General features: G+C 44.8%; 24 protein-coding genes, 1 tRNA gene, 1 pseudogene and 1 riboswitch. Of the genes and pseudogenes, 15 read left to right on the top strand and 11 right to left on the bottom strand.

The features are described 5' to 3' along the window. The first annotated feature begins 12 nt into the window (after positions 1–12). The 5 genes from ACU1JV_RS27845 to ACU1JV_RS27825 all read left to right on the top strand — a co-directional run bounded on the left by ACU1JV_RS27845 (position 13) and on the right by ACU1JV_RS27825 (position 2286). Positions 13–101: transfer RNA gene (locus ACU1JV_RS27845), tRNA-Ser, on the top strand. A 145-nt stretch (positions 102–246) separates the two neighbouring features. Continuing rightward, positions 247–588 (top strand): hypothetical protein, encoded by a 342-nt coding sequence (locus ACU1JV_RS27840; protein WP_013368726.1) that lies wholly within the window; start codon positions 247–249, stop codon positions 586–588. 27 nt (positions 589–615) lie between these two features. Next, positions 616–786, top strand: a complete 171-nt coding sequence (locus ACU1JV_RS27835; RefSeq protein WP_216976932.1) for a hypothetical protein — start codon at positions 616–618, stop codon at positions 784–786. 72 nt (positions 787–858) lie between these two features. Then, on the top strand, positions 859–1014 hold the full coding sequence (locus tag ACU1JV_RS27830) for a small acid-soluble spore protein P (protein WP_014599349.1): 156 nt from the start codon (positions 859–861) through the stop codon (positions 1012–1014). Positions 1015–1209: 195 nt separating this feature from the next. Then, a complete protein-coding gene (locus ACU1JV_RS27825) occupies positions 1210–2286 on the top strand; it encodes a hypothetical protein (RefSeq protein WP_014599350.1) in 1077 nt (358 codons plus the stop codon). A gap of 124 nt (positions 2287–2410) precedes the next feature. Here the strand turns inward: ACU1JV_RS27825 and ACU1JV_RS27820 are convergent. Together ACU1JV_RS27820 and tadA are read right to left on the bottom strand one after the other, a co-directional pair. Continuing rightward, positions 2411–2967 (bottom strand): annotated as a pseudogene (locus ACU1JV_RS27820) (GNAT family N-acetyltransferase). 59 nt (positions 2968–3026) lie between these two features. Beyond that, positions 3027–3524: a tRNA adenosine(34) deaminase TadA gene (tadA, locus tag ACU1JV_RS27815; RefSeq protein ID WP_013368732.1), complete on the bottom strand. Its 498-nt coding sequence runs from the start codon at positions 3522–3524 to the stop codon at positions 3027–3029. A 328-nt stretch (positions 3525–3852) separates the two neighbouring features. Between tadA and ACU1JV_RS27810 the strand changes: the two genes are divergently transcribed. Both ACU1JV_RS27810 and rluF read left to right on the top strand, forming a co-directional pair. Next, positions 3853–6129, top strand: a complete 2277-nt coding sequence (locus tag ACU1JV_RS27810) for a PAS domain S-box protein (protein ID WP_025677178.1) — start codon at positions 3853–3855, stop codon at positions 6127–6129. A 50-nt stretch (positions 6130–6179) separates the two neighbouring features. After that, on the top strand, positions 6180–6881 hold the full coding sequence (rluF, locus tag ACU1JV_RS27805; RefSeq protein ID WP_014599354.1) for a 23S rRNA pseudouridine(2604) synthase RluF: 702 nt from the start codon (positions 6180–6182) through the stop codon (positions 6879–6881). A 138-nt stretch (positions 6882–7019) separates the two neighbouring features. Here the strand turns inward: rluF and motB are convergent, their stop codons facing one another. Then, positions 7020–7847 (bottom strand): flagellar motor protein MotB, encoded by an 828-nt coding sequence (gene motB / locus ACU1JV_RS27800; RefSeq protein WP_013368735.1) that lies wholly within the window; start codon positions 7845–7847, stop codon positions 7020–7022. After that, on the bottom strand, positions 7840–8634 hold the full coding sequence (motA, locus tag ACU1JV_RS27795; protein ID WP_013368736.1) for a flagellar motor stator protein MotA: 795 nt from the start codon (positions 8632–8634) through the stop codon (positions 7840–7842). The genes motB and motA overlap by 8 nt, the downstream gene beginning before the upstream one ends. Positions 8635–8821: 187 nt before the next feature. On the opposite strand from motA, the gene ACU1JV_RS27790 reads away from it, so the two are divergent. Then, positions 8822–9115, top strand: a complete 294-nt coding sequence (locus ACU1JV_RS27790) for a hypothetical protein (protein WP_013368737.1) — start codon at positions 8822–8824, stop codon at positions 9113–9115. A 117-nt stretch (positions 9116–9232) separates the two neighbouring features. Beyond that, on the top strand, positions 9233–9532 hold the full coding sequence (locus ACU1JV_RS27785) for a 4a-hydroxytetrahydrobiopterin dehydratase (protein ID WP_007428083.1): 300 nt from the start codon (positions 9233–9235) through the stop codon (positions 9530–9532). A 78-nt stretch (positions 9533–9610) separates the two neighbouring features. Here ACU1JV_RS27785 and ACU1JV_RS27780 read toward each other — a convergent pair whose 3' ends face one another. From ACU1JV_RS27780 to ACU1JV_RS27765, 4 genes are all read right to left on the bottom strand, one after another. After that, entirely contained in the window at positions 9611–10117 is a 507-nt protein-coding gene (locus tag ACU1JV_RS27780; RefSeq protein WP_413987288.1) for a GNAT family N-acetyltransferase, read from the bottom strand. Positions 10118–10420: 303 nt separating this feature from the next. Further along, a complete protein-coding gene (locus ACU1JV_RS27775; RefSeq protein ID WP_013368740.1) occupies positions 10421–10921 on the bottom strand; it encodes a C40 family peptidase in 501 nt (166 codons plus the stop codon). Positions 10922–10926: 5 nt separating this feature from the next. Beyond that, positions 10927–11064, bottom strand: a riboswitch (cyclic di-AMP (ydaO/yuaA leader). Between the two features lie 276 nt (positions 11065–11340). Next, positions 11341–12168: a hypothetical protein gene (locus ACU1JV_RS27770; protein ID WP_165084152.1), complete on the bottom strand. Its 828-nt coding sequence runs from the start codon at positions 12166–12168 to the stop codon at positions 11341–11343. Between the two features lie 11 nt (positions 12169–12179). Beyond that, on the bottom strand, positions 12180–14192 hold the full coding sequence (locus ACU1JV_RS27765; RefSeq protein WP_413987289.1) for a M1 family metallopeptidase: 2013 nt from the start codon (positions 14190–14192) through the stop codon (positions 12180–12182). 124 nt (positions 14193–14316) lie between these two features. Here ACU1JV_RS27765 and ACU1JV_RS27760 point away from each other — a divergent pair, with 124 nt between their 5' ends. Beyond that, a complete protein-coding gene (locus ACU1JV_RS27760) occupies positions 14317–14823 on the top strand; it encodes a YwhD family protein (RefSeq protein WP_040102431.1) in 507 nt (168 codons plus the stop codon). Positions 14824–15100: 277 nt separating this feature from the next. Continuing rightward, positions 15101–15607 (top strand): PTS sugar transporter subunit IIA, encoded by a 507-nt coding sequence (locus ACU1JV_RS27755; RefSeq protein ID WP_013368744.1) that lies wholly within the window; start codon positions 15101–15103, stop codon positions 15605–15607. Between the two features lie 99 nt (positions 15608–15706). Here ACU1JV_RS27755 and ACU1JV_RS27750 read toward each other — a convergent pair whose 3' ends face one another. Then, the gene (locus ACU1JV_RS27750; protein WP_346834995.1) at positions 15707–16456 is read right to left on the bottom strand and encodes an MBL fold metallo-hydrolase; all 750 of its coding nucleotides are present in this window, start codon (positions 16454–16456) and stop codon (positions 15707–15709) included. Positions 16457–16597: 141 nt separating this feature from the next. Between ACU1JV_RS27750 and ACU1JV_RS27745 the strand changes: the two genes are divergently transcribed. From ACU1JV_RS27745 to ACU1JV_RS27735, 3 genes are all read left to right on the top strand, one after another. Next, positions 16598–17143: a histidine phosphatase family protein gene (locus ACU1JV_RS27745; protein WP_413987290.1), complete on the top strand. Its 546-nt coding sequence runs from the start codon at positions 16598–16600 to the stop codon at positions 17141–17143. Positions 17144–17200: 57 nt separating this feature from the next. Next, the gene (locus ACU1JV_RS27740) at positions 17201–17554 is read left to right on the top strand and encodes a YunG family protein (RefSeq protein ID WP_013368747.1); all 354 of its coding nucleotides are present in this window, start codon (positions 17201–17203) and stop codon (positions 17552–17554) included. A gap of 246 nt (positions 17555–17800) precedes the next feature. Next, positions 17801–18199 (top strand): hypothetical protein, encoded by a 399-nt coding sequence (locus tag ACU1JV_RS27735; RefSeq protein ID WP_413987291.1) that lies wholly within the window; start codon positions 17801–17803, stop codon positions 18197–18199. Between the two features lie 103 nt (positions 18200–18302). On the opposite strand, the gene ACU1JV_RS27730 is transcribed toward ACU1JV_RS27735, so the two are convergent. Next, positions 18303–19112, bottom strand: coding sequence for a pentapeptide repeat-containing protein (locus tag ACU1JV_RS27730; protein WP_413987292.1), 810 nt, complete (start codon positions 19110–19112; stop codon positions 18303–18305). 86 nt (positions 19113–19198) lie between these two features. Continuing rightward, on the bottom strand, positions 19199–19591 hold the full coding sequence (locus tag ACU1JV_RS27725) for a VOC family protein (protein WP_090737455.1): 393 nt from the start codon (positions 19589–19591) through the stop codon (positions 19199–19201). A gap of 124 nt (positions 19592–19715) precedes the next feature. Between ACU1JV_RS27725 and ACU1JV_RS27720 the strand changes: the two genes are divergently transcribed. Then, a complete protein-coding gene (locus ACU1JV_RS27720; protein ID WP_413987293.1) occupies positions 19716–20765 on the top strand; it encodes a hypothetical protein in 1050 nt (349 codons plus the stop codon). Positions 20766–20793 lie beyond the last annotated feature (28 nt).

Genomic DNA, 20793 nt, shown 5'->3' with positions numbered 1-20793 from the left:
CATTTACCACCTGGAGAGGTACCGAAGCGGTCATAACGGGGCGGTCTTGAAAACCGTTAGAGTGCAAGCTCACATGGGTTCGAATCCCATCCTCTCCGCCATATTCTAAATAAAACCAAGCCATTCAAATACGATAGCTGGTACATTAGGTTCTATATGCTAATGATCAGGAATCGTGAAGAATGGCTTTTTTGTTGTATAAAAAGCCTGTTTTTTTCACACGTTATCAGATGTGGAGGTGCTGGCATGAATCGAGAAATGACAGTAGATCAGCAAAAGCTGGTAGAGGCCTGGCAGGAACAACTGCCGATTCTTTTGAATTCAGGGGATAAAACACAGGTACAGGCAGATGAAGCCGATAACCGGGCTATACGAATCCATATCGAGGTAGAAGGCCGACAAATGTACTCCTTTGATTTTGCGTGTACGTATGTAGATTCCCGGGAAGTACAGGTTAGCTTAGTCGATGTAGAGCGTGACGGGCGGTCTGTGGATGAACGAACAGATATCATTCAACAGCTGGTGTCCGATTATACTCGGCACATTCACCAATGTGCTCAAACATTACAATCATTGACACACTCGTAGTCATGAAGGAATGAGGAGGAAGGCTACATGACAAAGGCCAAAAATGGACTTGATAAAAACCTGTCCAACGTTGTCGATGATTTGGAGCAACGTCCAGTAAATAGTCATCAGGCACAGCAAGTGCAGCAGGATCGTAATGATCGTCGTCATCAGGATTCACTGAATCACGATAAAACGGAAGATCTGACCCATCTATAGTCCTATTTTAAATGGTAATAAACGGATTTGTTGATGTACCAATAATTTAGACTTAGAGTGGAGGATGCGTAAATGGGCAAGCCTAGAGCTGTTCCTGTTCCCGAGGCCCAGGATTCTGGCGGAAGTAATGAAAAGCGTGAGCGTAGTCATCAACAAGAGCCCCTATCCGGTTCCAAGAAGGTGAAACAGCGGAATCACGTCGATCACCACAACAGACAAGGTTCATAAGCAGTCAGACTTTTCTCCTAAAAATATTACAAAGTATAGTACACCCTGGTTAGAGAGCCAGGGTGTCTTTGTGCTTATTGTAAGAAAATTTTCCAATAAGTGTTTCGCCGTTTGTGAATATGAGTTAAAATAGAGGGTGTGTATTTTTTTATAGCATAAAAAAAGGGGTTAATTTGAGAGGAGAGAATCTACACAATGAGTAAAAAGTTATCCGTCTTGGTCCTCACTATGGTGTTGCTTATGACGGTAGCGCTGGTAGGTTGTAGCAAGAAGTTAGAACCGAAGGAAGCTGTTACGACCGGTACAGCAAATGCTATGAAGCTGAATTCCTATGAATCCAAAAGTCAATTTACCGTTAAGGAACTGACAATTACCTCCGCTTCTGTTCCAGCTGAGCAAAGTGCAATGGTAACTAGCATGCTGAAAAATGCTGATATTACAATGGATGGTGTATACCAAAAAGAGCCTTTCCAATCTGAAATGACGCTGGGCATTCATTTGAAAGGTGATCTTTCTACCAGCTTTACGATTCCAATGGTAATGACTAAAGATAAATTGTACGTTAAAATTCCTAATATTCCATTTTACCCGCTTCCACAGGATGTTGTAGGTAAATTCCTACTCATTGATCCACAAGAACTGGCTAAACAATCAGGACAAGAGTTTAACCCTGCAACTATGGATCAGGAAAAATCGCAAAAATTTGCGAACGAAGTGATTGCTGCGATTATGAATGAGTATGATCAAGCTACGTATTTCTTTGATATTGATCCTAAAGATGCTAAATTGCCACAAGGCGTTGAAGCTAAACAAGTGGTTCAGTTTAAAATCACGAACGACAATGTGAAGCAAGCGACTAATACATTTATTACTAAGGCGCTTCCTAAGGTCCTAGATATTATGTCTAAAGACGAATATGCTAGCATGCTTCAAGTGAAGAAGGAAGAACTGGCTGAAGCGAAGAAAGAACTGCAATCCAACACCAGCGAAGTCAGCAAAAAGCTGGATGAGTTGAAGAACTATTTGACAGTGAAACAGTTTGACATTAACACTGCTCTGAACAAGGATAACGTTCCTGTGTATCAAGATCTGAATGCGAACGTGGAAGTGAATGATCCTTCTACGAAAGACAATGTGAAATTGTCTGTAACAGGCTACTCGCAATACAGCAAAATCAATGAAAAAGCAGCATTTAAAGTGGGTATTCCAACAGCTGATCAAGTCCTGACTATTGAACAGCTACAACAAAAAATGCAAACTGTATCTCCTTAATTAGGAGGTAACATGATTACAAACATCATTACTTCGAATGTGATGTAAGAAAACCGCTCGGCGTAGGCCGGGCGGTTTTTTTTGTTTATGAATAAGTTATCCTCCGTGCGGTTATTGAGATTCGTCACACGTGATCCTCAGCTAGAATTCCGAACATCTGATGATCCTGCCATTCGCCCTGAATCTGTACCAGCTTGCGAGCAATACCTTCTGGCTGAAAGCCACACTTCTGTAATACGCGTTGTGAGCGATCATTATGGAGAAGGGTGCCCGCTTGGAGGCGATGTAGAGATAAGGCACGGAAGGCATACTGTATGATCAATTTTAAGGCAGCCGTCATATGCCCTTTTCCCTGCTCATGTTGATCCATCATATAGCCGACATCGGCGAATTGTCCAACTCCACGCACCAGATTGGAAATAGAGATATAACCTATCAGCCGTTCTTGTTTTAGGAGAAAGATACCAAACAAGTATCCTCTGTCTTCTTCCGCTTGGCGCAATCTCTCACGGATGTAATCCTGCTGTTTCTCTAAAGTGAAAATGAATCCTCATACAGCGGTTCATAGGGCGCATGAGAGTCCCTATTTCGAAGTCTAAGGGCGAGAAGAGCTTCTCCATCCTCCAAGCTTAGGGGACGTAAAAAGATACCTTGAGGCGTATTATACAAGCTCATAGGCATGGGGTGATCTCCTTTCATGAGGAATTAGCAGTGAGATGAAGAGCTTTAGACTTTCCTCCTCAGGATGATGAAGGAGGAGACAATTTGGCAGCCGCTCTTTTTTGCCGGAGCTGCCGAAAAAAGTTTGTTAGCATGGAGGCACATTCCTCCTGAAGTACACCACTGGTTACTTCTGTACAATGATTGAACCGAGGCTCCTGCAATAAATTCATTAGCGTGCCTGCGCAGCCCGCCTTGGGATCTGTGGTACCGTATATGAGATGGGGGACGCGTGATTGCACAATGGCTCCAGCGCACATCGGACACGGCTCCAAAGTGACATACAGCCTGCAATCCAGCAGGCGCCAAGCTCCCAAATGCTCACTGGCCTGCCGGATGGCAACCATTTCTGCGTGTGCAGTTGGGTCGGTGTCGGTCTCGCGCAAATTGTAGCCGCGACCGATGATTTCATTATCTTTTACAATGACAGCTCCGATGGGGACTTCACCCAACGCTTCTGCCTTATACGCTTCCTGAATGGCTTCTCTCATCCAATAGGCGTGATCCATAATGGTCACTGGGAAAATACTCCTTTCAAACGCGGAATTATCCAACGAACAAGTATTCCGTTGTTAACATGATGTGAATAAAATTGTGGATAACACCATACTTGTCCACAGGTTTATCCACAGTTTATAATAACATCTGTGTATTTGTGGACTATATGTGGATGATTATCTTAATACATTGTAGGTAAATGCTCGCCTATTGACAACATTGTTCACAGGATGTGTATTTATGTATATCCGGTAAATGTAAATGCTGGTATCCCAGGCACTATTACGGTATCATTGAGTTAGCAATTGCCAGTAATCGCCAGCATACGGCAAGAGGTGAGAAATCAGTGTGTCGATAAAAATCAGAATAACGATCATTTTGTCGGGGTCGGTCCTGTTTATCCTATTGTTAAACATCGCACTCAATTACTACACGACCCACGAAAATCTAAGAAGTGACAGTGAAACCAAAATGGTTCTGACGGCTAAAATCATCGGAGGAGCTATTGAACAAACCCGACATAGTTGGGAGGCTGTTGACAAGCAGCTCGGATATAATCTGTGGCTCTCTGCTACGTTGGCTGCCAATCAGCTTGATCCCGACATCCGAAATATCCAGCAGGAACAGCTACAACAGATAGCTACACTCCACAGGGATATTAATATCTCTTTGATGATCCGAGATGGACAGGGGTATAAGGTTGTCAAATCTTCGAATCCTAAAGAGCTAACGTCATCCGATCCATTAATGGGGTATTGGAAAAATGCAGTTGACCAATTATATGAGCATGGACAGGTGGCCATGGCGCATGGTCAGAATCTGGATCATTTTTGGACCAGTTCTTTTGATTACACAGATTCAGCCTCCTCACATATTAATAAATGGGGATTTTATTATGACCAAAAACGCAACTACTTAATTCGAGTATCCTTCCAGGATACTTCAGTCCAGGATTTTATACCTATCTTGAGTCCAGCTGAGATTGTGAAGCAGACTCAGCAAGTGGATTATCGCATTTTGGAGATAACAGGAATCAACCCTGCAACCTTTGGTGGCGCTACGATGGACAAGAACGGTAACGACCGAAAACACTATTACATGTACAACGAACCGATCCAATTCGGCACGTATCAACTAACGAGAGTGCCTGAGGATCGTTTGGCCGTGTCAAGGGCGATCCTTTCGGGAGAGAGTATCGTACAAGATTGCTATATTAAAGGCGAACGAGTGCTTGTCAGTTACATACCTTTTTATCCGACAAACCGTGATGCCTATGTCATTCGTATTGTCATGAATTATGATACAATCGCTTCTGTTATATCTAAGCAATTGATTAGTTTAGTTGCTATTTCCATTGTTCTATTGGAGGTTGTGATCATTGGAAGCTATGTGCTCGCCAGCCTATTTGTCCGTCCGATTCAGTCGATTTTGGGAAAAGTGAACGAGATGGCTGACGGCCATTTTGATACACGGCTAGAAATTAAGGGCGGCCATGAGCTTGCACGGCTGGGTGAGCGCATCAATGCGATGGCCTACAACCTGGGGATGTATACGAGAAGACTTGAACAGATGTATGAAGAAAACCGTTCTGTAAAGGAGCATCTAGAATCGGTTATTAATCAGACGGCAGATGCGATTCATGTAACCGATCAGGAGGATCGTGTTATTCGGGTTAACCATGCCTTCGAAGCTTTGTACGGATGGACTAAGAAGGAATTGGTTGGCCGTAAGCTGGAGTTTGTACCTCCGCAGCAACAGGAGGAGTATGAATTTCAGAAGGAGAGCCTGCTTCAGGGAGAAAGCATCGTATCAAGTGAGACCCTACGAATGCGTAAGGATGGAAGTACAGTAGAGATTAGTATGAGTACGTCCCCTATTCTGGATGAACAAGGCGAAATCTTAGGCTTTATCTGTGTTTCGCGTGATATTACGGGGCGCAACCGGATGGAAGAACTGCTGCGTAGATCAGAGAAGCTGACAACCGTAGGGCAACTGGCGGCAGGCGTAGCGCATGAGATTCGTAATCCATTAACCACGCTACGTGGCTTCCTACAACTACAGCAGCAAAATCAAGTGTTGAATATGAAACACAACGATATTATGATGTCTGAGCTGGATCGCATTAATTTGATCGTTAGCGAGTTTTTAATACTCGCGAAGCCACAGGCAGTGCATTTTCAGAAAAAAGATGTTCGTTATATTGTGAGTGATGTTATTTCTTTACTGGATAGCCAGGCGCATCTGTTGGGTATTGTATTCAACCTTCAGGTCACGGACGAGCCTGCCTTGGTATATGCTGAAGAAAATCAGTTAAAACAGGTATTCATTAATTTACTTAAAAATAGCATGGAGGCTATGAGTAAAGGTGGCATCATCACAATTCATTTGTTCTTAGAGGGAGAAAGCGTTAAAATCTTCATACGGGACCAGGGAACAGGTATTCCCGCAGAAATGCTATCCAAGCTGGGAGAACCTTTTGTCACAAACAAAGAAACAGGTACAGGACTAGGGCTTATGGTCAGCCAGCGTATTATACAGAGCCATAAAGGCACACTGGATATTGAAAGCACAGAGGGAGAGGGAACAACCGCCCTCGTGCAGCTTCCTATCGCCAAGCCTGAGTAATGAGCTGGGGGCAGAAGGAAGTGTGTTCGTAGAAATGGAGGGTACACAGGTTGCGCATTAACAAATTTATCAGCGAAACTGGCTTTTGCTCGCGCCGGGAGGCGGACAAGCTGGTAGAGAGCGGCCGCGTGACGATTAACGGCGAAGTGGCCGTGCTGGGCAGTCAAGCGGAGGAAGGCGATGACGTCCGTGTGAACGGCAAGCCACTGCGCGATAAGTCCGATCACGTCTATATTGCATTGAACAAGCCAGTGGGCATTACAAGCACGACAGAGAGCCACATTAGAGGCAATATTGTCGATTTTGTGGGGCACCCGCAGCGGATATTTCCAATTGGACGCCTGGATAAGGATTCGGAAGGTCTCATTTTATTAACCAATGATGGGGACATTGTGAATAAGATCTTACGGGCAGAAGGCAAGCATGAAAAAGAGTATATCGTAACAGTGGATCGTCCAGTCACACCATCCTTTGTGCAGGGGATGTCCAGCGGTGTAAAGATACTCGGTCATCGAACGCTGCCCTGTGAAGTAACACGTGTATCTGAGTATGTATTCCGTATTATCCTGACAGAAGGGAAAAATCGTCAGATCCGACGTATGTGTGCTGCCTTCGGTTATGAAGTTAAGAAACTGCAGCGCCTGCGAATTATGAATATTCGTTTAGGATCCCTTCAGAAAGGCGCCTGGCGTGATTTAACAGAGGCTGAAAAGCTGGAACTGGGCCAGATGCTTGATTATACACTTAGCTAATGCCAGAGGCCTTCTTATAGCCTACAGCGCTTGTCCCCGTATATGACAGGGCTAGAGAACAGAAATCCCTAAAGTAAAAGGCACCAGCTGCATAAAAAATGCGGCGGTGCCTTTGTTCATATAACATATTCATGATGATCAACCTTCATTCGAGCTTGAGGTAGGACTAATAACTTGTGTACCGTTCTGATATTTGCGAAGAACGGAAATTTCGACACGACGGTTTTTGGCGCGTCCTGCTCCAGTTTGATTGCCTGCCAATGGTCGATACTCGCCATATCCGATGGATACAAACTTGGTAGGATCGAGCTGCGGATTGAGCAACAAAATACGCAAGAAATTGAGCGAACGCTTGGCACTCAAATCAAAGTTGGACGGGAACTGACTATTGGAAATAGGTACATTGTCCGTATGACCGGATACGATAACATCATAACCAGGAAACTGCTGGAGCATGCTGGAAATGGATTTGGCCAGCTTTCTCGCTTCTGGCTTTACTTCGGCCTGCCCGGATGAAAACAGGGCATTATCACTAATGGTGATCATCAGCTGGGATTGGTTCAGCTTGGTGTTCAGTAGGGTGGACAGGCCGTTATTTTGAATATACTGATCCATTTGCTTTTTAAGCTTCTTTAAATCTTCTTCTTCCCGCTGGGCGAGTTGCTTTTGCAGATCAGAGGTGGAAGTGGCTTTCGATTTTAAGGGTTGTGATACCTCTTCTTTATTTTTGCCCATATCCATGGATTGTGACGACGGATTCGCGGCTGAGTGATCCAGCACGCCAGTACCGCCACTAAAAGCTGAACTCAGGGATTGAGCCATAGTTTCAAATTTTTTGGCATCGAGCGAGCTCATACCGAATAAGACAATGAAAAGAGCCAACAGAAGGGTCATTAAGTCGGAATATGGCAACAGCCAGCTTTCGTCAGCATGCTCTTCATGCGGTTCATGTCTCTTTTTACTCACTGGAATCGCCATCCTTCTGGGTCATCGAAGCCCGTTCGGTTGGAGTTAGGAAGATTGCTAGCTTCTGGCTGATGGCAATCGTCGAGATACCAGATTGAATGGAAAGCAGACCTTCGACCATCATTAACTTAAGTTCCACTTCTTTCTTGGATAGCCGTTTCAGCTTGTTGGACATTGGATGCCATAGGACATAACCTGTAAAAATACCGAGCAACGTTGCAATAAAAGCGGCTGCAATGGCATGGGACAGTTTTTCCATGTCACTAAGGTCGGCCAGAGCGGCGATCAGACCTACAACCGCACCAAGTACCCCGAGTGTTGGAGCGTACATACCGGCTTGGGAGAAAATCAGTGCGCCAGCGCGGTGTCTATCTTCGGTAGCGTTAATGTCTTCCATCAGAACATCGCGTACGAACTCCTGATCATTACCATCGATAATCATTCGCATACCGCCGCGCATAAAGGGATCGTCGATCTCTTCGACCTTGGATTCCAGCGCGAGCAGACCTTCACGACGGGTAATGGATGCCCATTCGGTAAATGTACCGATAAGCTCCTTGCGATCCAGCAATTTCTGCTGGGTGAAAATAATTTTAAACAGCTTTGGCACTCGTTTCATGTCATCCATCGGAAACGCCATGAATATACTTGCTGCTGTTCCGACGAAAATAATCATGTAAGCAGCGGGATTATTGACCAGATTGACGACTGGCGCGCCCTTCAGGATCATCCCGACGACCAGTGACAAAAGCCCGAGCACAAGTCCAATAATGGTTGTAATTTGCATGATACACCTCATCCATGAGAATAGATTTTGAATCCTTTCATGCCGCATGGGTCGTCCTTGCCCCAAGCGCGTCATTATGAGACGGATTATAGTATTTATCGACAAAACTCTCTTTTTTGTTAAGGGCCAATTTCCGGTATAATAAAGTGATTATGTATTGAATCGCTGAACCATTGGAGGAAATAGCATGGGAGTAAAGCATGGGCGCGAGTATGAACAAATTTTGAACGATTTGACAGAGGCTGTGGGACGCATCCCAGATAGCTATGAATTTTTTGAAATGGAAGCAGAAGATTGGGACAGGCTGAACCCGATGGGGCGTCAGGAAGTCAATGAAGCTTTGGCAGAAGACCTATTTTATGCACTGGGTACGGAGCCCATAATCACTGTAGGCAGCGGCGTTGTGATTTATGAGCCGGAGCAGCACCGGATCTATGTACTCATCGGAGATGAGGAGCTGACGTCGGTCCCTTTGATTTGAAGGCCGTCTTATGGATTTATCAACGGGGCCGTGGTAATATGTACACCAATATATCGTAGTTTTGGCCGCATGTAAGCGGCTAAAAGGCTTCCGTATAAACGGGGAGGAGTTCGTAACATGCCTTTTACACAAGAAGAGATTGAAGCACATCTGGAGAAACTGGAGGGCTGGGAACTGGAGGAAGGACGTTGGATCGTTCGGAAATATAATTTTTCCAGTTTTATGAAGGGAATTGCATTCGTGGATGAAGTTGCCGCTATATCTGAGGCATTCAATCACCATCCATTTATTACGATTGATTACAAGACCGTGACTCTGCGTTTGACCTCTTGGGACGATGGCGGTATTATGGCCGTAGATATTAAGGAAGCCCAACAATATAATGAAGCTTTTGAAAAAATGCGCAGCAGTCATTGATTTTATAATGATCTGTTGTATATATTAAGAGCGCCTTCGCTATACAACATCGCGGTTGTATAGCGAAGGCGCTCTTATTTATAGAACCCGGTTCTGTTGTTCAGGACGATATACCATACAATAGAACGGTTTTCTGCCATCTGGAGTCTGACGTTCATAGGTATCCGTCAGCTCAAATCCAGCTGTCTTGTAGGCTCGTATAGCCCGCTGATTCCAGGTGAGAACCTCTAGGTCAATTTCATTCTGTGGATGACGTCGTCTGGCTTCCTCCGCAATGGCCCGGACAAAATCGGAGCCTGTGCCATGTCCGCATCTTTCGGGATGCATTCCAAGACCCAGCCGGGTCACACCGACCATAGGAAAATATTGAGCAAATCCCGTCAGCTCATTCTCTTCGTCCAGAACGGCAACATATTGCTCTTGGCGAAGCGTGGGACTTCCAAATTCGACTTCAAGTGCCTTCATTTGTTCCCAGGGAAGCCAGCCGTATATGTTGTAGGGAGGATCATAGCGCCACTCACAGATTTCAGCCGCTTGATGCTCGTCCATCGGTACAATCCGGTAGTTGGATATTGAGGCCGGCACTTTTCCATTCCTCCTTATGCAGGTACTTCAATCATTAACCACAGATTGTAGACAAGTTGTAGGAGAATGGCAAGCGTGTTTATTTCGTACCTAAGTCGGGTATACATTCAATAAGAAGGATTTACTGCTCATATGCTCCCCCAGCGGTGGCGGTAAAACCGACGGTGTTCGCTAAAACTGAAACCTTTTGAGGTGTCAGTTCGTCAGTAATGATAATAATTACTGATGTAGTGGACATAAAAAACCGCAATTCGATTCCGGCCAGAATCAAATTGCGGCTAGGGTTAGCTTGCTGTGCGGTAGTTATTCTACGTTGTCGTCATCAGGAATATCTGAAGCTACAGAATGGTAAGCGTCTGTGCTCATAATTCTTTTTGCACCGACATAACGGTTAGCGTAATAATTTTCGTTCAGTGAGCTAACTACTACACCACGTGAAGTCGAGGAGTGGGCGAATTTCCCTTCACCTACGAAGATACCTACATGGGAAACGCCTCTTCCTGTGGTGTTGAAGAACACCAGGTCGCCTGGTCTCATTTCATCGCGGGATACAGAAGCTCCCATTTTGAATTGTGATCCAGATTGATGCGGCAGTTTAATTCCCAGTTTGTTGAATACATACATTGTGAAGCCGGAGCAATCGAATCCCTCGAGTGTAGTACCTCCGCTTCTATAGTTCGTTCCTTTGGCATCTTGGATGACCTGGTCCATCTTAGAGTCTGCAAATGCACTGCTGCCACCGAATGTAAAAGATGTAAAGGCAATGGCGAGACCCATGGCTGCGATCGTTAGCTTCTTCTTCAAAAAAAATATACCCCTTCCAATGCCTGCGAGGTTAGCTTAAGGATTCGGTAGAAGGTTCCCCTATGACCACTCTGTTGCGAGATCAATTCACCCAAACTGGTTCCCCCGCTTCCTAGGTGCCAGGAATTAGGCTTAACTTAAGATGTGCACCTTGGAGAGCAGTATTCACGACAACGATGTTTTTAAGATAAAGGTTACAATAAAGATTACAAAGTTGTTACTATCAGTTCACTGCGATTATTGTAACAAAGACAGCAGGCTTTGGCAAATGTTTCATCGCAAAAAGTTACAAAAAAAATCTGTTCCTAACGCCCTAGGAACAGATTCTGTTAACAGTATTCAGTTATGTGCCGTTTGCACGGGAAAGAAAAAAGTTTTTTCGACAGCTAAAAATGCAGGAGAAAGCATAAAGAGAGGGATTAGCCTCTGCTGGAGATATCGATGTGCCATAGACGATACTGCGAACTGATATGCCACAGCCTGACCAGACTGGTAACAAAATGATACGATTGCTGGAGAATTAGCGCCAACATACCAGTCCAAATCATCGCTACGGTGCCAAATAGACCGAAGACCAGCAGCACACAAGCACCAAGCAAGAGAGATACGCTTACAGCCGGAAGAAGCTGGCGAAAGAAGGCGAGCAGGGACGATAGTATGGCGTGACCACTGACCGTGCCCAGTTGCATATACAGGATGCACTGCCGAATGAACCAACCGTAAGCCACCCACCCAATGGCATAGGGCAACAAATGCAACAGGTAAGAGGAAGATTGCAGCGTTCCTGCTACAATAGGATAGAGTCTCGGTACCACCCAGAAGGCGGGAAGCAGCAGCAAACCCAACTCGATGATGTAATACAACAGAGATGACATACCGTGACGTTTCATCCCCTTGAAGAAGGACAGGCTTTGCGGTTCAGACGCATCGGTATACAGGCTTTGATATATGCCAGCTCTAATGAAGGGAGTGATTAGGACGCGCAATACGGTCGCCCCTAATAGTATCCATAAATACACATGTACTTCCTGGCTGTCCATCAAGGCGATCTGCCCCTCCATCCAAAACAAGGTCTTTCCCAGCTCGTTTTGGCTCTGATCAGGATAACGCAGCAGCAGCGGGACAACGGCCGACTGTACCAGCCGATAGAGAAATACTCCCCACAGCAGACGATACAAAAATAAAATGATAACGATATAAAAGCGTATGCGCACTAGCGCCCAGCCTTCTTTTAAAACAGTCCGCATCTATAGACACCTCACCATGACAGACTTCCAAGCAGTGTCTCCAACAGCTTGGTTACACTCACACTCCAACGGGTTTGTTGCTTTTCGTCCAATTCAGCCTTCAGGCTATTATTAATATGCTTGTTCTCCAGTGCAATAGTGTATAGAGGATCAACGGTCACATAGGACACGGGAGAGGTGCTTTTGAGTCGGAAAGATGTACTTTTGCCCGTACCGTCCCATGCCTTAAATATTGTGGTGCCATCCTTGAAGGTAAATTGAACAGGGATCTTGGGATAATCCGCTCCTTTTTTGCTAAGCGTCACGATTGCTTCATATCCATTCTCCAACTTGCGGTTCGTGATGCGATCGACAGAAAAGTCCGCCATCTGGCCGTCATATACATATTGTTCAAAATAGTGGCTCCATGAGCGTCCAGTCACCCTTTCCACGACACGCTGAAAATCCTGTGAGGTCGGATGCTTGAATCGGTAGGTCTGGACATAGGTTCGCATAATCCGGTCCATTTTTTTCGTACCCACCTGACGTTCAATACCTCGTAGTACCAGCTTGCCTCGTGAGTAGGCATTTTGTGCATACTCAGCCGACGATCCGTACTTCCAGGATTCGCGGTTTAGGGGCTGTGGAGAAGCTACCTGTCCGGATTGTAATGGCAAGTTGGGGATAAGCCCATATTCTTGCTCCATGAGCCGTTCTTCTGCATAGGAGGTGAAGCCTTCATCCAGCCAGGGCTCCTCAAATTCATTATTGGCTACCATTCCGTAGAAATATTGATGCCCAATCTCATGAACCAGCGTCCGTTCCAGATTATAGCCGGGATTCAGTTGGTCCGCAGCTGCGGCCGTGATGAGTGTCGGATATTCCATGCCGCCGGCTCCACTGCCTGTTTTGGGTGGAACGACGATAGATAGAGTGGAATATGGATAAGGCCCGTACCATTTGCTGTAGTACGAAAGGGCGGCCTTGGCTGCGCTCATATAACGTCCTTTGAGTTCCTTATGGGACGGGTCTAGATAGAGCTTGATTTTGACACCAGGAACTTCAGTAGAAGAAAAGGGTTCTTCTACGGCTACAAAGTTGGGTGAAGCGGACCAGGCAAAATCGTGTACATCATCGGCATAAAATTGATATATTTTCTGGCCGTTCTGTCGTACTGCACCACGGGTGGGAAATCCGGTCGCTGCTACGATGTGTGTTTCAGGCACCCGAATTCGTATGCTGTAAATTCCAAAATCGGCATAGAACTCGGAGTTGCCATGATACTGATGGAGGTTCCAGCCCTCGTCGGCGCGTCCACGTTGTCCTGCAGTCTCATAGACGCTGAGCTTTGGAAACCACTGTCCAGCCATTACAAAATCATCTGTCGCACCCATACGAGCAAAAATGCCAGGCAGTTTGACTTCAAACTTCATATATAGTGTGATTTCTTCGCCACCTCGTACTGGCTTGGGCAGACGTACCTTCATGAGCGAACGGTCACTTGCGTTACCGTCATCTGGTTGTACATATTGAGTACGGTGCATGAGAGATAAACCATCTTCTGTTTTTAGTTCGGTCAGCGTCATGGAGCCAAAGCCGTCCTTGGGCATGGTGTCTCCGCGCAGCTTTCCCCCGGATTCTTTCATAAAGGTGGTTTCCATAGAAGAGAAGGCATTCGGGTATAGATGAAGATACAGATCATTCACAGTTTTCTTGCCCGGATGTCTCCAGGTCAGTGTCTCAGTGCCTCGCAAAACCCATCCTTTTTCCAGAGATACATCAATGTGATACTCCACCACCCGTTTGCTGAGAATTTCCGAAGCGGGCTGTGGAGGGTTCTTGGGCAGGTCGGGCATGATGTTGGCCCCTAGAGGCTTGCCCATATCTGGCGCAAGCGCAGACTCAGACTCGGAGCCGTATAGTGGTTTGCCTGCAGACTGAGGGGCGGATTGCGATTGGGGTTGCCAGGCAAACCATAACGTCCCTGCGAGGAGTCCGAGGGCTAGTGTAGACAATAAAACGATTTTGGCGCGTGCTGGGGTCATACAATGGATACCTCCCGTTGACAAGCATCTACAGCATGTATATGTTTGCTTTCGCGAGATTATTAGTTAAAATATTTATAGTGTAGAATGAGTGTGAAGACGGAAATTGGAGGCCTAGTGACGCATGAGTGAAAATCAGCCGGACGGCAAAAAGCAGATTGCACTGAATATTGTCAGTGGCAAGAGTAAACATAAGGGCTTCGGCGCAGGCTCGATCGACCTGAACAGCATGTCCCCGGTCATCATTGACCGAGGAGAGGCAAAAATTGATATCGGTGCCATGCATGCCAAAAGTAAAGTAGAACGTGGAATCAAGTTCTCTACGAATAAAGAAGACGTACCGAACGGACGCCAGGTATGGCTGGTATGGGTAGCTGTGGACCGTACGCCTGAAGGACGTATGTACGGTGGCGCGACGGCCTGCGAGATGCTGATTGACGACGAAGCTAAACGCGGCTGGAAAATTCTTGCCGATCATGTTAATCGTATGGATTATGCACTCAAGCGCCGTTTCATGCTGGATGATCTCGGCAGCGAAGATAAAGCAGCGCTCAAAAGCCTGCTGATTTCGCATAATCAGGAATGGTGGGACGCTTCGCCAGAGGAATTGAAGCAGGCGCTCGAAGGGTAAGCCTAGCGTTAACAGTGCACACAACTGCTTAAAGAGCAGTCGGCAGTAAGGTTCAGAAGTAGACCGATACCTTGGTTGGGGTCGGTCTACTTCTTTTTCATGTAAGTTATGAACATCATCGCCTTGACATCATAGAAAGGCATTCACTATAATTCAAATAGAAATCGGTTTCACTCCGGTTTTTATTTAATGAATTCGTGGAACCGGTTCCTGAAAGGATATAGTTTTTTTCCTATCGCTGTTTATGAATGTAATCTCTAAATAAGGTGGCATCGTTATGTTTAAATGGTTGAAAAAGAAGGCGGCTCCCCGTATTGAAGAATTCGACATGGTAGCGCCAATTAAAGGAAAAGTGGTTTCTCTAGAAGAGGTTCCAGATCCTGCGTTCTCTACAAAAGCTATGGGGGATGGCATCGCTATTCATCCATCTGAGGGTAGGGTCACCGCTCCTTTTGCCGGAAAAGTTGCCCATGTCATGGAGAAAAGCAAACACGCTCTGATTATTGAACATGAATCTGGCGTACAAGTTTTGATACATGTCGGGATTAATACCGTCTCTCTCAAAGGGCAGGGGTTTAACCCTCATGTCAAAGTAGGAGATAGCATTAAAGCTGGACAATTATTGATGGAGTTTGATCTGGATGCGATTCAACAGGGTGGATTACCTGTAATTACTCCAGTAATCGTTCCAGACGGGCAAGAGATGATCAGTCATGTGGAGATATTAGAAAGCTCATCTGCTACTTCAGATGTACCTGTATTAAGGGTTCATTTAAAAGCCTAGCTTTCATTCAGAAAAGACTAACCAGGAATTCCTGGTTAGTCTTTTCTTTAGATGATTCACTGACTGGTCAAGGGACTGGTATGAACATGTGAACAAAAGCTAGGATTCACATATTTCAGATATCCGCTGATTACAATTGCCTTCGTATAGCCCTCCATGAAAACAAATCACTTTTTTAATATCATATGGCAGCAGGTTTTTAAGAGATTCTTTGGCGATATTGAAATCACAGCAGTATTGCGGGTCTGGAGCCAGTAATTTGCCGCTTACTACACGTAGAGCATCTCCTGCAATCAGGGTTTGACTGGATTTATGATAGAAACTTAGGTGTCCTGGTGTATGACCAGCAGTATCTATAACTAAGATCCCCCCACAGAAGGGCAATTCCTCTCCAGCAACGATGGTGGAGTTTACAATAGCCTTTGGGGGATTTTCAAGTGTACGCCGGAATGCATGTCTCCACTCTACCGGAACGGATTCAGGCATGGAGCTTACAGCTTGATCTATTGCTTCTGGGGTTAGCTTTATAAGCTGTTTTTCTCCCTGTATATAAGGCTTTTCGATAGAACTGGCTAATACTTGAACTAGGGAGGAAGAAGCCCGGATTATATCTGCTAAACTGCCAATATGGTCAAGATCCTGGTGTGTTATTAATATGGAGGTAAGTTTATGGATTGCTAATCCGGTATCTAGAATAGCTTCATTTAAAAGTGAGAGTTGCCCGGGGTAAGCTGTATCAACTAAAATCATGTTGTCTTCGTCCCACATTAAAGTGGGGTGAATGCTCTCTATACTTCCCATGATATTAGCAGAAACCTGGAGCATGTGTATTCCTTTGTCTAATTGCATCGAATCCCTCCCATAAGAGTTGATATAATACAAAGGAATCTTATCATGAAATTCAAGTATGTAAAACTATATTATAGCATAAAAATAATTATTTGTAAATATATAAAATACTACATTTGTGTGACGGTTAGGAGCGATGACGTGAAGAAAATTTATTTTGTTAGACATGCCCAAGCAACCGGACAGGAACCAGATGCCCAACTCACCGATGAAGGTGCCCGACAAGCTGAGCAGTTGGCTGATTTTATGGAGAATATAGGTGTGGAATATATTGTGTCCAGTCCATGGAAACGAGCCGTACGAACTATTCAGCCCTTGGCTGAGCGTAGACATTTGCAGGTATATACTGATCTACGTCTTCAGGAACGTGTACTATGCCGTGATCATCTGGATCATTGGCTGGACGTGCTGGAACAGACATATCTGGACGAGGACTTGAAGCTGGAAGGAGGAGAATCATCCCGTGAAGCAGCAGATCGAGGAATCCAGCTTGTTCAGGAGCTTATAGAGCGGGCGGAAAAAACGGTTATCATTGTAACTCATGGAGCTTTACTCTCTCTTCTCATTCGACATTACGATCCGCAGTTTGGTTTTGAGGAGTGGAAAAAACTATCCAATCCCGACGTGTATTTGCTAGAACTGAATGAAGCAGAAGCCAAGATTCACAGAGTGTGGAATATAGATTGAAATAAGTAGGATAGGTTCACTATAAGTACAGAATGGTTTCAAAAGGGGAGACGTGTATTGAATACAAATCGTTTTGTAGAATTAGAAAAGGCATTGTTTCAGGCTTGGTCTTTGGAGTCTAGCTCTAAATGGACAGCTAATAATCCTGCAGCCGGACAATGTGGAGTCACAGCGCTTGTCGTTCAGGACAGGCTTGGTGGTGATATTTTGAAGACCTGGCTGGATAGCGGCTGGCATTATTACAACCGAATCGGTGAGGACATTATAGATTTTACAAAGTCGCAATTTTTAAGCCTTCCACAGTATCAGCATGTACACTCTAACCGGGAAGAAGCATTTTCAGACACCAATGCAGAGCAGTATGCAGCCTTAAGCCGGAGACTAGAAGAATCTCTTAACGAAAAGGTATAAGTGTATTTAAGATGTATCCATAGCCAAATAGTTTTTAGGGAGTAAGGAGGGAGTGCAATTAATAAATATTTAGCAGTTGCGGTGATCCTTCTTGCGATTGTGTGTGGCTTGCTACTGAATACTTCTAAACAAAACCCAATAATATTGGATCAACAGGAATCAACCCCACAAAGTAAAAAGTATTCAGGCGAGAAGTATGTATCGAAATATAGTTATAAAAAAGTTAATGATCCAAAGGCTGCATTGATGACATCCAATATTCTTCATGCTACATCGCTGGAGGAGGAGAGCAGTGCTCAGTTTAGAGGAGCGCTAATTACTTTATTCGGACAGCCTCAAAGGACATCGCAGAATTTCGAAGAGGCATATGGGTACATAATTAAGGCAACAAATTCGACTGGACAAAGATGGATATTGACTGCATACGAAGGACCAGGCGGTCCGGCTATAGGAGGGGACACCGAGAAAGATTCTATAGAAGAAGTCGCGCAGGACTTGTTGAATCTAATTGAGGCCACAAAGCCCGCAGATTTCGAAGATGTGGGTTATTATGAGGATACTGGATCTACTATTCGTTATGGATGCAAGGCACAAGTCTGTTTTTATCAGGAAAGCACTACAGAGCAGCATGCGACGGATGAGTAGAATGACGGAGTAAACAGTAAAATTCAGAAGTAGATCGGTACCTTGTCGAGGGCGGTCTACTTCTTTTTTCATATAGGTAAGCAATGTTGCTTTAGGGTAAAATCTAATTTAGCCAATGGCTGGGAAAGCTTAGAGAAGGGGGCAGTTTGGTTTTGCTATTGCCTTTAGCCGAATTTAACTGCGCTTGTGTAAGAAAGATACTTCCTTCCAGATTAGCCCCACTTAAGTCAGCATCTCTAAAATCTGCACCGATAAGGTCAGTCATACTCAAATCAGCCTCACGTAGGTCAGCAGCAATCAGTAGAACGCCTCTCAGGTTGGCACCTCTCAGATTCACGCCTCTTAAATTAGCCCCGATAAGGTCTCTATTCTTGATTTTTTTACTGAGTTGGTTCTCCATGTTTTTCTTGAATTTTTCTCGCACTAACTCACTTGTTTGTACAAGTAAATCATTGACTAACGCCCTATGGGTGGGTACATGAAGATCTATAAGGGATTTTGGATCTTGATCTGTAAGCTGCTCGGTTTTTTCCATCGCTTTATGTAACTCGGTATAAATGGAGTGAGTTTCTTTTAAGCTAAGGGCTTCATTTAGGTAATACAGCATTTCATGAAGCTGTTGCATGATGGGAAATAGATTGAACATTTCATCAGCTATTGCCGGGTTGTCTCGCCAGCTTTTTCCGTTGTATACAACTTGGGAAATTTTTTGACCTGCCCCAAAGCAATCATATACTGTACAGCCTCGCAAGCCGTTATTTCTTAGGTTCTTATGAATGTCGCAGCGATAATCCGCATTTAGGTGTTGACAGGGAGTTCCTCCATCCTTGTTAAAGGCAAAATCAGCAGATTTGGCATAAGGCAAGGCAACACAGCATAAACCAAAACATTTTTCACAATCGGCAGTATACAATAAACACACATCCTTTTATTAGCACCTACTACATGTAATAGTACCAAAAAAAGATGAAGGAGTGTATTGCTAAGTAAAATAGTCGGTTACCCTTTTGCTAAATTCAATTGCCATGAAACTCCATACTTGTCTTCTACCCAGCCAAATTGTTGGCTTACGGGCGAGGCTTCAAGGGGCATTAAAACTCGGCCTTCCTGAGACAGCTGACCAAACACGCGATAGATTTCTTCTTCCGAATCACAAGTGACGAATAGCGATAGAGCTGGGGTAAAAGGGTGTTTGTCCTGATGGTTATAGTCTATGGCCATAAAGGTTTGCCCTTTGAGGTTGAACACGGCATGTAGCACGGTCCCATCTTCCTGATGAAAAATACTCATGATACCAGACGGCTTAAATACAGAGGTATAATATTGCATGGCTTCCTCTGCTTGACCGGGAAACATGAAGAACGTTGTGATTTTTGGACTAGAATCCTGCATCAGATCAGCTCCCTTGAGTGGATTATAGATGATAACATTTTTTCTCTTTTATAATAGAAATATTCACGATTAGAGAAGTACTTCATAAAGAAAGATAGGCATAACTGAGAAAGGGGAAAACTGGATGATAGACGCGACAGCAAGGATTATTGATATGTTGGGCTCAGGCAATAAAGTGGATGCCAGCATCATTTCTGCCTATACGGATGTAGTTGCCCAATATGGAACCGTGAAGGATGCCTGGGAGTTATATAGGCTTTTTGTAGAAGATCCTCATCATTATATTAGGGGGCTGCTTCTTCAGCCGATCATGAGATGCGGAGATGTTGCTTTGGCGCAGGATATGTACGAGCGTTATGTTCGAAATCAGACATCCTCGGAACATATACCTGATGGTGTGCTGCATGTGTTAGGTTATTTGGGTTATGTGGAAGCTGCGGCTGATCTCGTCGCATGGGTGAACGGGCCATATGGGGCAGCATCTGTGGATGCTTGTTTGGGGCTCGTACATCTTCCATGCGAATCGTTCCGTGAACGACTGGCGACTGAATTGGAACAAGCAGTGGATCAGCATCTGTTTGATGAATTCTTACCCCTACTAAGCTTTAAATGTACTACTGAAGATATGATTCCACGATTGGTGCATTGGGGAGAGCGACATGCTTCCGTAGACTGTAATGCAGGAATTATTGCTGGAATTTCTTTGTTTGGAGAAGAGCAGAAGGATACAATTCGGTCTATTTTGTGGAATCCGCTTTGGGAGGCTCATGGAACAGCTACGGGAAGTTGTGTGTGGTCCTATATTGCTATGCAGCATGTAGGGTTGACCTTTAGAGAGCTTATTCAGGATATAAAAAGCTACGATGCATCCAAAGCAGGTGTACAGGACTTGGAGTACCGTTTGGAAGTGTTGTATGAAATGTTGGAACTGAAGCTCAGCTATAGAGTTCAACCGATCCGGTTCGCTCGCCGTAACGAGGAATCATTTGCTCAAATCTATAGCGATTTGTTTAGCTGGTCCACGGAGCATAAGGATGACTCTATTATAGGCTGGATGAACGACAATTTAGGGTATAAGCACCGGCTGCTGAAACAGTATGATGAGCTCAGGAAACGAGTCGAGATTAAAATGGTGCATGAAATTGAGCTGGAGCATGTCCAGACGGGGAGTTAATCGGGGCGAGATATAAGAAGTTTTGGTA

It is taken from the genome of Paenibacillus sp. T2-29 (assembly GCF_052921365.1).
Note: the sequence above shows the minus strand (reverse complement) of the source record. Positions and strands in the feature narration are given on the sequence as shown.